The organism is Clostridium swellfunianum (assembly GCF_023656515.1).
GTDB classification, from domain to species: Bacteria; Bacillota; Clostridia; order Clostridiales; family Clostridiaceae; genus Clostridium_AT; species Clostridium_AT swellfunianum.
The window spans coordinates 3,633,977-3,651,206 of sequence record NZ_JAMOFV010000006.1 but is presented as its reverse complement, the minus strand read 5'-3'; the positions used below and the strand labels follow the sequence as shown (position 1 = coordinate 3,651,206).

General features: G+C 34.7%; 16 protein-coding genes. 1 reads left to right on the top strand and 15 read right to left on the bottom strand.

Annotation, left to right across the window (positions count from 1 at the left end; all coding sequences use genetic code 11):
* Nucleotides 1-138 precede the first annotated feature (138 nt).
* Nucleotides 139-867, top strand: a complete 729-nt coding sequence (locus tag NBE98_RS17175; protein WP_250816241.1) for a MerR family DNA-binding transcriptional regulator — start codon at nt 139-141, stop codon at nt 865-867.
* An 86-nt stretch (nt 868-953) separates the two neighbouring features.
* Here NBE98_RS17175 and NBE98_RS17170 read toward each other — a convergent pair whose 3' ends face one another.
* The 15 genes from NBE98_RS17170 to NBE98_RS17100 all read right to left on the bottom strand — a co-directional run bounded on the left by NBE98_RS17170 (nt 954) and on the right by NBE98_RS17100 (nt 17,224).
* Entirely contained in the window at nt 954-2,288 is a 1,335-nt protein-coding gene (locus NBE98_RS17170) for a WD40/YVTN/BNR-like repeat-containing protein (RefSeq protein WP_250816240.1), read from the bottom strand.
* A 37-nt stretch (nt 2,289-2,325) separates the two neighbouring features.
* The gene (locus tag NBE98_RS17165) at nt 2,326-2,832 is read right to left on the bottom strand and encodes a cysteine hydrolase family protein (protein ID WP_250816239.1); all 507 of its coding nucleotides are present in this window, start codon (nt 2,830-2,832) and stop codon (nt 2,326-2,328) included.
* 233 nt (nt 2,833-3,065) lie between these two features.
* Complete coding sequence (locus NBE98_RS17160; protein ID WP_250816238.1) at nt 3,066-5,111, bottom strand: ABC transporter permease; 2,046 nt, start codon at nt 5,109-5,111, stop codon at nt 3,066-3,068.
* The gene (locus NBE98_RS17155; RefSeq protein ID WP_250816237.1) at nt 5,101-5,868 is read right to left on the bottom strand and encodes an ABC transporter ATP-binding protein; all 768 of its coding nucleotides are present in this window, start codon (nt 5,866-5,868) and stop codon (nt 5,101-5,103) included. The genes NBE98_RS17160 and NBE98_RS17155 overlap by 11 nt, the downstream gene beginning before the upstream one ends.
* A 147-nt stretch (nt 5,869-6,015) precedes the next feature.
* Nucleotides 6,016-7,035, bottom strand: a complete 1,020-nt coding sequence (locus tag NBE98_RS17150; protein WP_250816236.1) for a sensor histidine kinase — start codon at nt 7,033-7,035, stop codon at nt 6,016-6,018.
* Nucleotides 7,032-7,700 carry a response regulator transcription factor gene (locus tag NBE98_RS17145; RefSeq protein WP_250816235.1) on the bottom strand — a complete coding sequence of 223 codons (669 nt, stop codon included), beginning with the start codon at nt 7,698-7,700 and terminating at the stop codon, nt 7,032-7,034. The genes NBE98_RS17150 and NBE98_RS17145 overlap by 4 nt, the downstream gene beginning before the upstream one ends.
* Nucleotides 7,701-8,162: 462 nt before the next feature.
* Nucleotides 8,163-8,714 (bottom strand): DUF6512 family protein, encoded by a 552-nt coding sequence (locus tag NBE98_RS17140; RefSeq protein WP_250816234.1) that lies wholly within the window; start codon nt 8,712-8,714, stop codon nt 8,163-8,165.
* Nucleotides 8,715-8,902: 188 nt separating this feature from the next.
* A complete protein-coding gene (locus NBE98_RS17135) occupies nt 8,903-9,661 on the bottom strand; it encodes a MerR family transcriptional regulator (protein WP_250816233.1) in 759 nt (252 codons plus the stop codon).
* A 101-nt stretch (nt 9,662-9,762) separates the two neighbouring features.
* Nucleotides 9,763-10,266 carry a GNAT family N-acetyltransferase gene (locus NBE98_RS17130; protein WP_250816232.1) on the bottom strand — a complete coding sequence of 168 codons (504 nt, stop codon included), beginning with the start codon at nt 10,264-10,266 and terminating at the stop codon, nt 9,763-9,765.
* 84 nt (nt 10,267-10,350) lie between these two features.
* Entirely contained in the window at nt 10,351-11,001 is a 651-nt protein-coding gene (locus NBE98_RS17125) for a class I SAM-dependent methyltransferase (RefSeq protein ID WP_250816231.1), read from the bottom strand.
* Between the two features lie 71 nt (nt 11,002-11,072).
* Complete coding sequence (locus NBE98_RS17120) at nt 11,073-13,028, bottom strand: S9 family peptidase (protein ID WP_250816230.1); 1,956 nt, start codon at nt 13,026-13,028, stop codon at nt 11,073-11,075.
* 506 nt (nt 13,029-13,534) lie between these two features.
* Nucleotides 13,535-14,008 (bottom strand): DUF4342 domain-containing protein, encoded by a 474-nt coding sequence (locus tag NBE98_RS17115; RefSeq protein ID WP_250816229.1) that lies wholly within the window; start codon nt 14,006-14,008, stop codon nt 13,535-13,537.
* A 286-nt stretch (nt 14,009-14,294) separates the two neighbouring features.
* Complete coding sequence (locus tag NBE98_RS17110; RefSeq protein ID WP_250816228.1) at nt 14,295-14,999, bottom strand: DUF421 domain-containing protein; 705 nt, start codon at nt 14,997-14,999, stop codon at nt 14,295-14,297.
* Between the two features lie 99 nt (nt 15,000-15,098).
* The gene (locus tag NBE98_RS17105; RefSeq protein ID WP_250816227.1) at nt 15,099-16,274 is read right to left on the bottom strand and encodes a M20 metallopeptidase family protein; all 1,176 of its coding nucleotides are present in this window, start codon (nt 16,272-16,274) and stop codon (nt 15,099-15,101) included.
* A gap of 50 nt (nt 16,275-16,324) precedes the next feature.
* Nucleotides 16,325-17,224 (bottom strand): carbohydrate kinase family protein, encoded by a 900-nt coding sequence (locus NBE98_RS17100; RefSeq protein WP_250816226.1) that lies wholly within the window; start codon nt 17,222-17,224, stop codon nt 16,325-16,327.
* Nucleotides 17,225-17,230 lie beyond the last annotated feature (6 nt).

The following is a 17,230-nucleotide window of genomic DNA, read 5'->3' as shown; positions in this document are numbered from 1 at the left end:
TAAACAGAGTGAATGTTACAATCTAATTATATAACATTAATGCACTTAGAAACTTTTATAAACCAATTTCAGTAAATATAAGAAATCCTATTTAAAAACCTTATAATAATATTTAATCTTTTTAAATGGAGGATCAAAATGGAATATAGACCTATAGATATAGCTAGAAAATTAAATATCAGCACATCAACCCTTAGAATATACGAAGATATGGGAATTATCCCACCTGTTAAAAGAACGGATTCTGGATATAGAATTTTTACACAGCTTCATCTTGATTATTTTATAAGTATTAGAAAGATGGTAAAAGGCTATAGCCTAGAATTTACTGGAGAGCTTTTGAAGGAGCATATGAAGGGCAATTCAGACAAAGCATTATGGATGATTACTAAAGCCCAAGCGGATTTATATGCCGAGAAAGTGAGATTAGAGAAGGTTGGGCTGAATCTTATAAAAAATTTAGATTATAGAGGTAATAACATAAAAAAAGATAAAAATAATTTAATGACAATAAAGGAAATAAGCAAAATTACAGATGTAAATATCACAACAATACGCTACTGGGAAAATATTGGATTAATTTCATCAGTTAGAGGGGATGGCAATAACTATAGATTGTTTGATGAAGAGCAAATTAAAGTAATACTTATTATTCATGCCTTAAAGTACTCTATAAAAATAAAGCATAATTTTTATAGTATGGAAATGCTAAAGAAAGAACTTCACAAATTTATATATAATGAATCAAACACAAGGGATTTAATAGAAAATATAAACATTTATTTAGACAAGGTTAATTTAGAGATGATAAAAGCCATATCAGCTTTTTATGAGCTAATAAGTAAAGACAATAAGGTGCAGCTGTAACTAAGGTTAGGTATTTAATATAGGGAACTTCCTAGAAGTTCCCTATATTGAGTTTTTAATAAAAAATCTATGTTATCTAAGCTTTATTATCCTCTTTCTTTTGAAGGCGGCTCCACTAATTCTACAAAGGTCCAGGTCTTTCCTTTATCCTCTGACTTATATTTTGCCATTATAGTGCCTCCCTTGAAATCGCCTTGCTCCCCCTGTCCTACTAGAAGAAACATTTGTCCGTTTTCAATATAGGGAGTTTGAGGCTGAATAAACGGTTCAGAGGTTAAACCCATCCATTCCTGTTTGTTCACAGGCAGCATTACGGGTTCAAAGGTTTTCCCCCCATCTTCTGTTCTATAAAAATTAGTTTTACCTCCTTGCACCTTAGGATAACTCATAAAGCCAAGGTTCTCCTCTACAAAACCTGCTGACTGTAGGAGCCATGAGCTAGGTCCAACTCCAGCTTCTTTCCAGGTGCTGCCACCATCTGTTGTTTTAAAGATTGTTTGCCCTTCTTGAGACATGGCTCTTCCACTTGTTGCAATTACATAACCCACATTAACCTTTGGAAAACTGCAAAACTTCACTCTTATACTATCTATGTTTTTACTTATTTCTGACGTTTTCCAAGTGCTTCCCTTATCTTCTGAATAAGTAATCATGAGAGCTTTTTCTCTAGTGCCCCCGTAGACAAAGGCAGTTTTCTCAGGGGTAATCACATAGCTTTTTTCCTGCAGCTTATTATAATAGGCTCTGCCGTCTCCAACTTCAACCAAATCCTTTAGTGGTACAGGAACTTCCTTCCATGTAGTTCCCCCGTCGTAGCTTACATAACAAATTTTATTTTCTATTTTGTAAGTGTACTGCTGTTTTTCATAGGGAGTTTCAGCCTCATACTTCTGTTTATACTCATCTCTTTCTTTTTGACCGCTAGTCTGATATTTTTCCAAGTCGTAGCCAGCTGGCCTTTGAAATCTGGTTGCAGTATAAATAAAGGTTCCGTCTGACTTTTCTTCTACCTTAAACCATAGAACCCACTGGCATTTAACTTTATTTTCTTCAAGAGTACCATTCCAGTTAGCTGAGGTTTTTTCATCTAATTTCTTTGCCTTAATGGAAAAATCAATCTGAAGCACATTAGCTTCTTTAATTTCAAGGTTATCAATAGATTGTTCAACTACCTTTTGGTTTTTAGGGACGTATTTTCCCCTATATCGCTCAGTATATGCTTCCAGCCATTTTTTCCCTGAGGCAGTAAGGTCTTTACTATTAACTTGAACAGAGAAGCCTTCAGGATGAAATTTAAGCTTGTTTTGCTGATATTTATAGTAACCCAAATAAAAAACAAACAAAAGAGCAATAGCTGCACAAATCCAAGCACCTATTCTGTATATCTTCTTCCTTGGTTCCTTTTGGTTATCTGTAGTCATTTATATATTCTCCTTCATGAAAATTAAGCTATATGTTTCAAATAGCTTCGTTATAATCTAATAGCTCTACACGAGTTGAAACTCCTCGGAGTGCAATTAGATGTATTGGCTTGCTTACAGTAGTACAGCAATCAGATAATATCTTTACACTATATTTTTCTGCCGCTTTAGAAATAGCGGTGAAAACAACACAGTTTTGTGTCATCATTCCGCATATAAGAATTTCTTCTGCTCCAAGCTTCGATAATACTTCCTCTAGGTTTGTCTGATGAAAGCTATCTGCAAATCTCTTTACAACTTTCTTTGCATTTTGAGCAGCCTTTAATATTCTTGGATGAATTTCTGCTCCTTCCGTACCTTCATTAAAAAATATGGAACCAGCTTCTGCAACGTACTGAATCAAAATTACAGGTATATTATTGGTATTTGCTTTTTCAATAGCTTTTTCCACATTATTTAAGGTATTTTCAGTATTCCATAATGGAAATTTCCCATTTTCAAAATAATCCTTTTGTATATCAATAACTATAAGAGCTTTTTTCATTTTTACAACCTCCCCATTTAGTTTTATTTAAATTTAACGCATAAATATTAATTATCATTTTATTATACCATATTTTGTAACATACAATTCTTCTTACGATACATTTTTTACGCAAAAATAGCCTTAGCCAAGTGTTACTAATGGCTAAAGCTATAGTCTTCATTTATTTGCAGTACGGTTTTCCTTAATCAATATACCGCAGACTTCCATCTCCCCTTCTGCAAGCCTGCATCCTACCTACTTTCAATATTCCGCTTAAAGGAATAATAGGTAGCTGCAAAATAACATGCATAAATAACTACAATTAGTATTAAGGCTATACCTATATTGAACATAAAAGCCTTATTCCCGATGTATATATCAATTAACGTTTTGCTTGCAGTCTTAAAAGCATTTAAAAATATATAGAAGCCAAAGACTGCAACAATTATTGGCATTGTAAAATACAGTGATATTTGCTTTAAAATTATTCTGCCTGTCTCTTTATTATCTATTCCCAGCTTTCTTAAAGTACTAAATCTCGCTTTATGCTCAATAGAGTCTGATAGCTGCTGCAGTGCTAGTACTGTTAAGCTTATCATGAGTAAAACAGTACCTCCATATATTCCAAGGATTCTCATACCTAAGGTAGCATTTAGCACTTCACTTCTCTCTGCTACCTTCAATCTAATTATTAAAGCTCTACTCTTACCCTTCTCACTAAGCATATTGCTGTAAGTTTTCGTAAACCAGTTTGGTATAAGCTCATTTTCAAGCTTTACTGCCTCATCATAGGCCATCTTCTTATTTGTATTAGCGTAAAAGTCCTTAGCTGCTAAGGCTAAGCTTTTACACCACTCATCAGGCAAAACTACAAGACCGCCCTCACGAGAATTATAAATATACTCTCCAATAGAATCTTTGTAGTATGGATCTCTGCTAAGCTTCAACTCCTTGCCTTCTATTTTCAAAGCTTTATTTTCACTTATATACTCATTGATGAGCTTATCATCTACAAGCTTCAGCCACTGGGTTGTAAATTCATTACCATTAAGCTTTACTTCACTATATCCAAGCATTTTTCTTAATTTGTTATAATCACTTAAACCTATAGCAAACAGCGGCTTATTTTTTATATCTGTATTATAGAGTTTTTTATCATAAATATAGTATTGTTCTACCTCACAATAATCCTTAAAATTATAATTTTCACTGCTTAAATGCTTTACTAAACCACTATAATCAATTTTAGATATATCTTCTGACTTACTCATAATATTTAGCTTGCTTGCTGCAACTGTATCAAAGGGAATTCTATTATCTAAATAGCCTAAACTCCACTGCGACAATAAAAGTGTCAAAGCAAAGCTCAAGGCTGCACCTAAGAAAGTTAAAGAGATTGTAGCCATTAGGATAGGTGCTGTCTTTATTTTTGAAACTACTGCTCCTATTAAAAATAAATTCGTGTACTCATACTTAAACCTTATCCATCTTTCTTTAACTACAATTAGCACATAAGCCAAGGAGTAGAACAGTGCATAGGTTCCTGCAATAAAGCCCGTTATTGCCAGCCCAAAATATGTCATTTCATTGCCTTGCTTTAACTCAGGATTTCCCACCACCCGCAAAATTCTATGGACAGAATAGCCACACAGTATATAAAGTAAAATTGCTGCAATAAATACACAAATATATACTAGCTTACCTCTCTTAAACTGAAATTCAGTTTTCTTTTCATCATTCAGCATATGAATCAACTTAATCTTACTTAAAGTTCTTACATTCATAAGCCCAATTATGCAAAACATTGCAGTAAAAAACAACAAGGTTATTATGACAGTATCTATATAAAGCTTAAAGGAAAATATAATCTTTTGTTCTGCAGTCATAAGAATTAAAGCAGTAACCAGCTGTGAAAACAAGGTTCCGAGAAATATTCCAAAAGCTATAGAGACCATACCCATTACCAAGGTCTCAATAAAAAACATAAAGGCTACATTTCTTTGTGGAATGCCTAGTAATATATAGGTTGCAAATTCTCTTTTGCGTCTCTTCATCATATATTTATTCACATAACCTATAAGCACAATAAGCAAACCTGTTATAATATATGTGGTGTATTTCATCATGATTTTAAGATATTCAAAATTATAGGAATCCTCTGTTATTAATTCGTAATGTGAGCTTGATAATGACATAAAGGCATAAAACAAGCTGACGCATATAATTAGTGTAACAAAATAAATTACATAATCCTTAATAGACCGCCTTGCATTGCTTAAAGCCAGTTTAGCGTACATCTCTCACATCACCCCCTAAGAGCGCCACCACATCCAGAATCTGATTAAAAAATTGCTTTCGGGTGTTTTGTCCCTTTATAAGCTCTGTAAATATCTTGCCGTCCTTAATAAACAAAATTCTGTCACAGTAGCTTGCAGTGAAGGAATCATGAGTTACCATTAGAATAGTAGCTCCTAGTTCCTTATTAAGATGCGAAATCATTTCTATAAGCATTTGAGCCGACCTTGAGTCCAACGCACCCGTCGGCTCGTCAGCCAAAATAAGCTTTGGATTTGTAATTAAGGCTCTGGCACAGGCACATCTCTGCTTCTGCCCTCCTGAAACCTCATAGGGGTACTTTTGAAGAATATCCTCTATACCTAATTCTGCAGCTGCAGCCTTTACCTTGCTGTCTATGTCCTGCTTTTTATGCCTGTTAATTGTGAGTGCCAAAGCTATGTTCTCATGAATTGTCAGAGTATCCAACAGGTTAAAATCCTGAAAGATGAAACCTAGGTTTTCCCTTCTAAACTTTGCAATATCCTTTTGATTAATTTTCGTTAAATCATTGCCGTCTATATGAATATATCCTGAGCTTACTTCATCAATTGTAGATATGATATTTAATAAAGTTGTTTTACCTGAACCAGAGGGCCCCATAACCCCAACAAACTCTCCCTTGAATACTTGAAAGCTCATATCGTCAATAGCCTTAACCACATTTCCTTTGTTTCCATAGTACTTTTCTACATTTTTTATATCTAGTATCTTATCCAATACCCTCACCTCAGTTATATTGTACACAATTTCTTCTCTGCTTGATTCGATTTAACCTTACTTTATAGTTACAACTTTGTCACTTAAAGATATCCAACTTTAAAGCTTAGCATGTTGTATTAAAGTCTCAAGACCGCAAAAAAGAGCCTATATGGCTCCATCCTTGCAAAAGTTACCTTTAGGAAAAGTAATTATTACTTTTGTATAAAAGTTTTCTTTTGAGTCTGCTGCTATTAATAAACCTAATTTATCACAAAGCTTTTTGCAAAGATACAGGCCAATTCCTGTAGACTTGTGATTTTGCCGTCCTTTGCTTCCTGTAAAGCCCTTATCAAATACACGGCTGATTTCATTATCGGGTATTCCTATTCCGTTATCTTCAATAATAAGCTGTATACCATTCTTAATATCCTTTGAGTAAATCTTAACCATGGGAAGCTGGCTTCTTCTATACTTTACTGCATTAACTATTATTTGATTGATTATAAACTCCAGCCACTTACTGTCGCAGTATACACTCTTATTAAGCTCTACTAAATTTACATCTATATTATTAAGAATGAACATATGTTTATTTCTAATGAGTATCTTATTGACACACTGTTCCAGCGAAATTTCTTTTATAAGATAGTCCTTCTGGGTTTCCTCGCTCCTGGCATAGAATAATGCCTGCTCAACATATCTGTCTATATTTTCAAGCTCCTCCAGTACAGTTCTTGAAGTACTTGTCCTATTATTTTCTTCTATAAGTTTAATAGCGGATATAGGTGTCTTAACCTCATGTATCCACTGCTCGATATATTCCTTATATTCATTGCGGGAAGCCTTAATCTTATTTACTTCTTCAAGCATGGATTTGCCGGCTTTCTTAATTAAATTGTAGTACGGAACTGCATCTATAAATGGAGGCTTGTCGATTATTTCTCCCATCAAATATTTTTTGTCCAGTTTTTCTGAAGTTTTTAAAATATCATCGTAATATAACTTTCTTCTTCTATACTCATATGTTAAAAATGCTGTATATATCAAAGTCCAAGTTACTGCAATAGTAATTATAGTATCAAAGGTATTTCCCACACTAAAAAGAAATGTACTTAGGGTGATTAATGCTATAAAATTTAAAAAAATACCTTTTATTCTTTCATTCAAATAATCCCCTAAATTCATACTATATATCCTTGTCCTCTTTTAGTCTTTATAAATTCGCTGATTCCAACATCCTCAAACTTATTTCTAAGTCTTGTTATATTTACTGTAAGAGTATTGTCATTTACAAACAAAGCACTGTCCCATAAATATTCCATAATGTCTACTCTTGATACTATCTTTCCCTTATTAATCAATAGGTAATGAAGTATTTTAAGTTCATTTTTGGTAAGTTCTATTTCTTTATTCCTATATTCAACTTTGCTGGACAGTATGTTTAATTTAACTCCGTTATATTCTATAAAGTCTCCTGCCTTTTCATCAGGGTATGCCCTCTTTAACAGCGAATTTATTCTTGCCAGGAGAATTTGAGCATTATATGGCTTTGTAATAAAGTCGTCTCCTCCTAAGGTTATGCTCATAAGTTCATCTACATTTGTATCCCTGCTTGTAATAAATATAATTGGTACTGTTGAAAAACTACGTATTTCTGTACATATCTTAAATCCATCATCTTGGGGCAGGTTAATATCCAATAGGATTAAATGTGGATTACTCTCCTTCACAAGCTTAGGTATTTTGTCAAACTCCATAGTTTTCATAATGCGATACCCACTGCGGGTTAATAAATTTCCTATCTCATTTTGAAGCTGCTCATTATCTTCAACAATCATAATGCTAAACATATATTATCTTTAGCGAGAGAGTGCATAGCAATAGCTAAACTCTCACTAAAATCCACCTCTTTTCTTTTTATTACATTCTTCTGTCTATAACATATTAATAACTCTAAATTTCTACGGACTCATAATTGTGAAAGACCATCATCTCATTGATGGTCTTTCATTTTGAGTTAGAGCTATTCTTTAGCTTTACAAGTGAAACATAGTATTATTTAACCTCTTTACATGCCCAAGCATCAAAGTCACCAACTAATGTACATATGATGCAGCTGGTGGATGATTAGTATTAGGGTTTCTTGAATTTTTCATAAAAATCAATCCTTTTCTATCTAAGTAATTGTATATAATAGTTTACCATTAAAAAACAACCCCTGTATACTAACCTGAATGTAATTCAATAACTATTTTTTATTCAAATAAGCCAATTCCAGCATATAGTGTTGTTTTACGGCTGGAGGCTATATCCTATATACCATAGCCTCCAGTATTTCTATCTAAAAATAGAGGTACATGCGGAGTGTTATAGGTAAAGGCAACAAACATAACCAGGAGTACTGCAACTCCTAAAAATGCTATAACTGCAGCAGGTTTGGTCGGCTTAGAATACTTGAAAATATGATATGCCAAACACTGACCTACCGCTGTAGCAAATAAGGATGAGAAAATATCAAAAGCCAGGAACTCTACCGCAAAGGCTCCTGTATAGGAATAAAAGATGAAAAAAATAGTTAGTACTGCTGATAGCACTGCGGCAAAAGCAGCTGCAATCCACTTCTCTTTTGAAAAGTCCTCCTGTTTTCTGCCTCTTGCATAAAATATAAGCCACCAGAAAAGAATTGGATAAAACACCAGCTTAAGATGCTCCCAAGGACTTTCACTAACTGGAACAATCGCCCCGATGATAGGAGCCTCACCTAATAGCTCAAACAAAAAGTGCATTGGTCCGCTAATAATGAAAAGAACTGGTATGGAAATAAGTACGGATTTTTTCATTTTTAACATTGATTTTTCGTTCACTAAATCAACTCCTAATATTAATTCTAAGCCTGTTATATTTATATGTAAATTTAAAATATAAAATTATACAGAATAAACTTCCTCCTAATACTAGCTTATGAAATAAGTAACAATACTAATCAATTTAAACAATAAGAGGCAAGCTACAGCTTGCCTCTTATTGTTTTACTTATATCACTTTTAAAACCTTACTTACTGACTTTATTTAAAGCTGCATACATTTCTGCGGCTGTATAAAGGTAGTAAGAAAGTCCAACCTGCTGGTTTTCAAGCATACTTCTATGAAAATCATCTTCTATAAAAAACTTTGTCTGTGCTGCAAATGTCCCCGCATCAAGGTTATGACCATGACTGCTTAAAAATGCAATATGATTTTTCAAGGCTTCTTGTATGTCCTCATCATTAGGCTTCTTTCCACCTTTAAGAGCAGCTTTTATATAATCCATAAACTTCTGCGCTTCTTCAGCTTGTTCATTCATATTATCCAATTGAGCTTCCTCAACCTCTGGCATGTTATAATCGTATTTATCCTTAAGATATTCACTCTGCTCAGAAAGTGCACCTTCCCACTCTTCTTTATTAAGTCCGTTAAACATTTTAGATTTATCCATAACTTCTCCTTTCTTTCCAAGGACAATCGATTTATCTATAGTTTTTAGCAAACAATCCAGTCTCTGCTTGCGCGCAAAGAGCAGCTTCTGTTGTTTATCTAAACACTCTAATCGATTCGGTTCATCCTCAAGTGCCTTAATAATATCCTTCAGTGAAAAATCAAGCTCACGGTAGAATAATATTTGCTGCAAAAGTTCAAGTTCTTTTGCCCCATAGAGACGATAGCCGGCATCTGTTATCTCATAGGGCTTGAGCAATCCAATTTTATGATAATGATAGAGTGTTTTTATTGTAACTCCTGTTAACTCTGAAACTTCTTTCACCGTGTATAGCATAATTCCTCACCTCATGAATAATCATAAGCCCTCCTCTAAGGTAAGAGTCAAGGTTATTTCAAAATCTTTTTAGAATATATTTTATGTATTTCTCTTTTGAATTATTTTAGAATTCTTTCATCAATTCTTCTTACAAAGCTGTAGGTATAATTATCAAAATGCTTACCCCAAAATCTTAAGGCAGTAGGATTTAGAGTCTCGCAATCTACTCCCAAACGTTTTTTCCCTTCCTTCTTTAAGGCTTCAAGCACAAAGGAAAGCAGGCTCTGAAGTATATTTTTCCCACGATATTCTTCCTTTAAATACACTCCACAAACATTTAGCATATCCGCTTCTTCTGAAATAAAAGTTTCTCCATCCTTTATAATTTCAAGATAGCCTATAATCTCGTCCATATTTTTGGCAACAAATATGCGCGACTGCTTTCTAGTACATCTAGCAAGAAAGCTTTCCTCAGAAAAATCAACACATGGAAAATAAGTTGGGCTTCCTCCAAGATGCCTAACCAAGCGGTTTGCCAAGGGTAATAAGCAGCCAGCTTCACTAAAGGGTATTTCTTCGTAGGAATAATCTTTATTAATCTCAATATTCAAAGGCTTATCCAAATCTCTGGCTGCCTCACCGCATCTTCTAAATGTTTTTCGTTTAATTTTTCAAATATCATCTATTACCTCGCTTAAAAGTTCTTATTATTTCTGTGCAATTATTATAGTAGTATTTTCAACTCTCCAAACCATTTTAGCAGTTTTAAACCCGGATTCTACCAGCAGCTTTATCTGGTTATCAATGGTGCAGGGAGTGTCATAATGATAAAACTCACCCTGTCCTATGCCCTGCTCCTCTCTTATTCTTCTGTTTTCTCTGTAGTAAAAGTCTTCCTCTTCCTGATTTTCCACCATATAATCACATTCAATGTACTGAGCTCCATCCTTTAATGAGTCACATAGCTTTGAGTACAAATCAAGCTTATCCTTATGGGAAAAATGATGCATAGTCTGAAAGGATACTGCAGCATCATACTTATAAATTCCAAAATCATAGTTAAAGTAACTTGCATTAATAAGTGTAAGATTCTTATCAGGATGCTTCTGCTTAAGCTTATCAAGCATTGCCTCTGTTAAATCTATACCAGTTACTCTTACAGTGGGATTTATTTTAAAAATTTCATCAAGCTCCAGTCCTGTACCACAGCCTAAATCCAATAGCTCAGCTGTATCCTTTGGCAATAACTCCGCAAGCTTTATATAAGCCTCTCTGCAGCCCTCTACCTCATTGAGCATATGCTCGTCATAACCTTCCACACGAGCGGTAAAAAAATCACTCATTTTCTCTATCCCCATATAATCCTCCCACTATAGCTTAAAATAGCTGATAGTTATTAACCGTCCTCTTTATACTCCATCCATTCATATTAAACATGCTTTACAAACCATTCAAGATTTTGTTCCATTATTACTTTATGAAGTCCAGGTTTATTAGGACTGTGCCCCATTCCTTTAAATACTACAAGTTCACTTTCCACTTCTAAGTCTTGTAGTCCTCGGAAGAGTTCATATGCATTTGGAACAGGTACCCTCTTATCACTATCGCCATGTTGTATAAGGGTTGGTGTGCAAGCAGTTTTTAAATAGGTCATAGGAGAAGTTTTTGCATATATTTCTGGATCATTCCATGGTGTTGCTCCTAGATATGATCTAGTAAATGTTGTAATGTCAGTATTTACATAGTAGGTAATCCAGTTGCTTATTCCTGCTCCTACAGAGACTGCTTTGAATCGATTGCTAAAAGTTGCGCAGAAGGCTGAGATGTATCCCCCCTGACTCCAACCCATTACTCCAACTCTTTCGCTATCTATTATGTCCTTTTCTATTAGATAATCTACTCCAGAAATAACATCCTCATAGTCTCCTACCCCGAGCATTCTAAAATTGCAAGTCAGGAACTTGCCCCCATAACCTGAGCTTCCTCTGTAATTGGGCTCAAGAACAATAAAGCCTCTCTCTACAAACTGCTCAATTGGGTAGAGTTTATTCATATTATGAATTGGAAATGATGCCCATGTTGGTCCACCATGTATAACTACCAAAAGTGGATACTTTTTATTGGAATCATAATCATGTGGTTTCGATAAAACCCCTTCTATCTCAAGACCATCCTTGGTGCTCCAGATTAGAAGTTCTTTTTTACTCAGTATTTTATTCTCGTATACCCTGCTTTCATTGGTTACTTGTACTTCGTTTACGTAAACCTCAGCTGCCTTATTTTTTTCTATTTTAATATAAGCTATATTTTCACCGTCAGAGGTACTATCTGCATCGGCTATATAACACTCATCCTTACTATAAATTGAAGATATTTCACCCTTTTCAGAAATCATTCCGATTCGATAGTTGGCTCGATCCTGCCAGGTTACAAGGATTCCTTTACTTGTCCATTTAATAGGTGTAACACTTCTGTCAAATTCAGATAACCTCATTAAGGTTTTTTCCTTTTCAAGATCATATATCTCTAAAACGGTATCTTCCCAAACCTTCCATTTATAACATTCTGAACCTCTTGGAGTTTTAGCAAATACAATCTTGTTTCCATCTGGTGAAAATGCAATATTTGAACTAAAAATTCCAGTAAGATTGAGTTTTGTAAACTTTTTAGTTGAGATATTCAATAGGTATACATTTGTTTCTTCATCTCTTATATCTCCTGTTGGAGTACATATAAGTGCAGCTTTTTTCCCATCCGGTGATATTTGGAAACCCCTTATACTAAAATCCCTCGGATTTGTTATCTCCTCTTCAACATCCTTGGATTCTTCATTTTCACCTTTTTTCTTATTATTTAGTTCTTTGAATGATTTAATTGCCTCATCTATTCCTACATAGCATAAATAATCATTTTTATATTCTTTATCAACATATTCAAATTCTCCATAAGTCTCTTTACGTTTTTTTAACTCCTCCGAACCAGCTTCCGTAGTGGTATAGTATATACCCTTGCCATCAGGAGACCAGATAAAGTTGTTTACACCTTCTTTAGAATTTGTAATCTGAATTCCATTGAACTCGTCAAAGGTTTTCAAAATAATTTGCTTTCGGAGCTTTTCTTTTTCACCATTCTCTGTTATATAGGCTAAATAGTTCTTATCTGGAGCCCATGTAGGGCTACTGCTTTCACATTTGCCTGTTGTGACGGGATAATGCTTTTGACCATCTACTTCATAAACCCATACATGATTTCTATATACATTTTCAGCTAGATCAGAAGTCCTTTTAACATATGAAATAACATTTCCATCCTTACCAATGCTTATTGCTTCAAGTAATGGCATATGTACTTGCTCCTCAATTGAAGTATAGCTTGTCTTATTCATAGTTTCTCAATCCTTTCATTACCATAGGATTTGTGCTGCAACAAAAAATATTTGATAATTTTAGCACTCACTTTGATTATATATTATATTTTTTACTCTTTGCAATATTTCCAATATTCTTTTAAGTCAGTTTTTTATTCATATTGTTATTTATAGATTTTTATTATGTTTTTTCACATGTGCTATTTCTCACCTTATAAACACTGCACACTCCACTTGGATCCTGTGCAGAAAACATATCTCTAAAAACCGCACTTATTTATGGTACTATTCACCATTCTATATCCTAAATCTAATGTTGTAACTTATCATTTACCTAGTATATTGTCATGATCCTACAAACAGTAATGTACTCCTTCTTTTCTTAACAAAAATTAATGAAAAAGCTCTAACCCAATATAAAAAATTGCACCAGCTAAAGCAAAATACCAAACTACGATATATCAATAGAAAAATCAGGGCTGATAGGTTAATCAGCCCTGATTTTTTAATAAAGCATTATTAGATTATTGTGCGTCTGTTGTACTACTGGAGTCCTCACTAATCTTTCTCTTAGCAGAATCCACACTCTCAGCCACCTTATTCATCATCTCATTTACCTTGCCGCACTCCATATCCTTGCCTTCAAACTTGATTCTGTGTCCAGTAAATAGAGCAACTATTAAACCAAAGAAGGTTACATAAGGAGCAATCACTGTAATAACAACTGCCAAAGTAACTGGTATGCTTAATATTGAAACATCCTTCTTGCTAATTATAAACTTTGTATTGTTTCCTTTTCTAACAAGCTTCTTAAACTTATCCCACAAGGATTCCTTGTTCTCTGAAGTTTCCTTTGGCTTAGCCATATTGTTTTTCTCAAGATAAATAATTGCCTCCAGCAAATCGTCATTGCACTTTTCAAGTGCTTCCTTTGCTGCCTCGTAGCTTACGTTTGTTCTTTTAATAAGTTCATCGATATTTCCCATTCTTACTGTCATTTTCTATTACCTCTCTCTTATAATTTATTTTCCTTAACCTTATGTTTTTATTATAAGCAGCAATAGTTAGACAATAATTAATGAAACATTAGAATTTGATTAGAAAGGTTTTTATTTTTAAATAGCCATGACCTCTTTCTCTCGCAACATAAAAAGTTAACTTTTTAACTTTTTAAAAATTTATAAATATAAAAAGTTAACTTTTTTCTCTGCGAGGGATGCAGGGTATTTGATAAAGCAAAAGAGCCTGCTGGCTCTTACATTAATTTTATTTTTATAAAATATTTTACTTATACAAGAATACAGTCATATTGCCTCTTCTATCAAGGCTAGCTAATAGAACATTTTTCACCTCAGTATGATACAATCTTTTTACATTTGAAACGACCCACACTTCGTCCTTACCGATTTGTTTTAACTCCTTATAATTTATTATGCCCTCCTTGATAACTATTCTTGGAAAATCCAAAGGCTCTGTTTTAATCTGCAGAGCTTCGTTTGTCACATTTTCATATCTAGGGTCAAGAAAAAATGAAATTTTCCCGTCTGCTTCCCAAAAGGCTATAGCTACTGTCTTTACATCCTTTACCTTTTGCTCCCTTAACTCCTCCAATAAAATGTCAATAGATATCCTTGCTTTTTTCAAGCCTTTATCAAGTATCTCTCCATTCTGGACGAGAATGACAGGCTTTTGATTAAGCAATCTTCTAAATCTTGGCCATCTAAGTATCATAAAGATACCACCAAGATATAAAGCTACAATGACAGCTGTACAAATAAGAGAGCCCTCCATCCCGAGATGCTCATCGGATAAGGGGTGGGCAACCATATTGCCAATGACTAAAGCAACAACGAAATCAAGTAGCCTTAGCTGCGAGATTGAACGCTGGCCTAATACCTTTGCAACAATAACTAAAAAGAAAAACCCAACCATAGCACGTAAAGCCCATTGAACTGCTGTAAGTGTTTCCTGACTTTGAAAAAAACCCATGAAGATCATCTCCTTTAACTAAGCAAAAAACTTCTGAATATATAATTATATTTTCAGAAGTTTTTGCTATATTTTATACATGAACAGAAAATAATCTTGCTATAACTGGCTGTTTCCATCTAAGAAATTATACGCGTATTCCGCAAAAAACCTTGCTCCTTCTTTTAATACAGCTTCATCTATATCAAACTTCGGATGATGCTGAGGATAAATAAGGCCTTTATTCTTGTTCCTGATACCAATAAACGCCATGAACCCTTTATACTTTTCCATATACATTCCGAAATTTTCAGAAGCGCAAATAGGTTCATAGTCATCCTGTTTCAACACATCAATCATGTCTATTACACGCTGTGCACGCTCAACTGACTCACTATGATTAACTACAGAAGGAACACCTCCCAATATAGTTACTTTTGCTTCTGCTCCATACATTTTTGCACCATTTTCAGCGATTTCATGAATTAAGCTCCAAGCTGCGGTCTTTCCTTCTTGTGAGAAGCTTCGGATTCCGCCTAGAATCTTGGCACTTTTAGGAATAATATTGCCTAAGGATCCAGCATTAATTGCTCCAACATGAACCACAAGGGGCTCAGTAGCTTTATACCGGTTAGTTGGTATGGAGGTAATACCTAATACAATATTGGAGGCCGCCCTTATAGGGTCAATACACTGATCAGGTCTTGAGCCGTGCCCTCCACGGCCCATTACTTCAATTTCAAATCCATCCGCACTTGCCATACGTGCACCCTTTACAACAGAGATATTTCCCGATTCAATATCTGCCCATAGGTGGGCAGATATCGCCTCATCAACACCGCCTTGTCTTTCAAGGTAGTCTATAACAACCTTTGCACCGCCCCATATTTCTTCTGCGGACTGAAAACAAAGATAAACTTTTCCTTCAAGTTCCTCCTTCACTTCATTAATCATTGCAGCAGCACCTAAAAGCATAGCCGTGTGTCCATCATGACCGCAAGCATGCATTATGCCTTTTGTCTGAGATGCAAATGATAGTCCCGTCTCTTCTTCAATTGGCAGGGCATCCATATCTGCACGAATAGCGAGGCTTTTGCCTGCCTCATTCCCTTCAATTAATCCTACAACACAATTTTCTTCCAAGCATACATAAGGTATTTTCATTTTCTCCAGCTGCTTGCAAACAACTTCAGAGGTGCTGACTTCTTTGAAAGATAGTTCAGGATTTCTGTGAAAATGTCGTCTTAATTCAATTATATAGTCTTCATATCTTGCTGCGCTTTCCTTAAATCGCATTTTTCCTATACCTTTCACAATATTTTAGTTTTTTGCTTATGCCTTATGCTTTATATATCAGGTCTGAAATAGCAATCAATAATTTCTTTAGTAATCATAGCGCCGTAGCAGCCTATTTTTGTTGTGGAGTAGCCTGCAAAGACATTGCCCAGTTTTATACAATCGCATAATGAATATTCCTTAAGCAAACCATAAACAACGCCAGCAATAAAGTTATCCCCAGCGCCTGTGGTATCAACGCTTTTCATATTAGAAACCGTGGGTATGCTTTTTACTCCATTATCGTAGTAAATACAGCCCTTTTCACCCATTGTAACAATTGGCGCTTCTGTATAGTTCTTTAGCACCAAAAGAGCCGCTTCAGGCGTTTCTTTACCTGTCATTTTCATTGCTTCTCTATCATTTGGACTAAATATATCAACAAATTGAAGAATAGGCTTTAAGTTCTCCACACAAAGAGAGTCACTCCATCCAACATCAAAAACAACTTTTCTACCCTCATGGTGCAGCCTTTTTAATGCCCCTAAATGCCCTATTGGGGCTGATATAACCCTGGCATCCTTTAAAAATTCATACACTTCTTCCTCTGAAAGCTTTGATTCATTAATAAAGCGATTATAGGATACAAAGCTTCTATCATGTTCCAGTGAAAACACTCCTGTTACAACAACGGGGTTTGCTTCTCGCTTATTAAAATTTTCATAGTCTTTAAATCCTATTCTCTCCATCAGATTTATGCATAGGCTGCTTGCTTCATTGTCAGAGAGAAAGGTTCCAAGTTTTGTTTTAAATCCAAGATTATTCAAAAGTATAGGATAAAGCATTGGCCCACCGCCAAGCTGGAGATCAAATTGCTTTGCAAATACCTCCTCCCCAGCTTCTGGCATGTGGGGAAACCCTTTAAATATCACATCAAGATTCATTTGTCCAAAGGTTTTAAAATCATACATAATCTC

What these genes read in the sequence shown, in the direction of transcription:
- NBE98_RS17110 (WP_250816228.1), bottom strand. Translation starts at nt 14,999, where the DNA reads ATGGGTTTTTTTCAAAGTCAGGAAACACTTACAGCAGTTCAATGGGCT.
- NBE98_RS17135 (WP_250816233.1), bottom strand. Translation starts at nt 9,661, where the DNA reads ATGCTATACACGGTGAAAGAAGTTTCAGAGTTAACAGGAGTTACAATA.
- NBE98_RS17160 (WP_250816238.1), bottom strand. Translation starts at nt 5,111, where the DNA reads ATGTACGCTAAACTGGCTTTAAGCAATGCAAGGCGGTCTATTAAGGAT.
- NBE98_RS17105 (WP_250816227.1), bottom strand. Translation starts at nt 16,274, where the DNA reads ATGCGATTTAAGGAAAGCGCAGCAAGATATGAAGACTATATAATTGAA.
- NBE98_RS17175 (WP_250816241.1), top strand. Translation starts at nt 139, where the DNA reads ATGGAATATAGACCTATAGATATAGCTAGAAAATTAAATATCAGCACA.
- NBE98_RS17115 (WP_250816229.1), bottom strand. Translation starts at nt 14,008, where the DNA reads ATGACAGTAAGAATGGGAAATATCGATGAACTTATTAAAAGAACAAAC.
- NBE98_RS17120 (WP_250816230.1), bottom strand. Translation starts at nt 13,028, where the DNA reads ATGAATAAGACAAGCTATACTTCAATTGAGGAGCAAGTACATATGCCA.
- NBE98_RS17125 (WP_250816231.1), bottom strand. Translation starts at nt 11,001, where the DNA reads ATGGGGATAGAGAAAATGAGTGATTTTTTTACCGCTCGTGTGGAAGGT.
- NBE98_RS17170 (WP_250816240.1), bottom strand. Translation starts at nt 2,288, where the DNA reads ATGACTACAGATAACCAAAAGGAACCAAGGAAGAAGATATACAGAATA.
- NBE98_RS17165 (WP_250816239.1), bottom strand. Translation starts at nt 2,832, where the DNA reads ATGAAAAAAGCTCTTATAGTTATTGATATACAAAAGGATTATTTTGAA.
- NBE98_RS17145 (WP_250816235.1), bottom strand. Translation starts at nt 7,700, where the DNA reads ATGTTTAGCATTATGATTGTTGAAGATAATGAGCAGCTTCAAAATGAG.
- NBE98_RS17150 (WP_250816236.1), bottom strand. Translation starts at nt 7,035, where the DNA reads ATGAATTTAGGGGATTATTTGAATGAAAGAATAAAAGGTATTTTTTTA.
- NBE98_RS17100 (WP_250816226.1), bottom strand. Translation starts at nt 17,224, where the DNA reads ATGTATGATTTTAAAACCTTTGGACAAATGAATCTTGATGTGATATTT.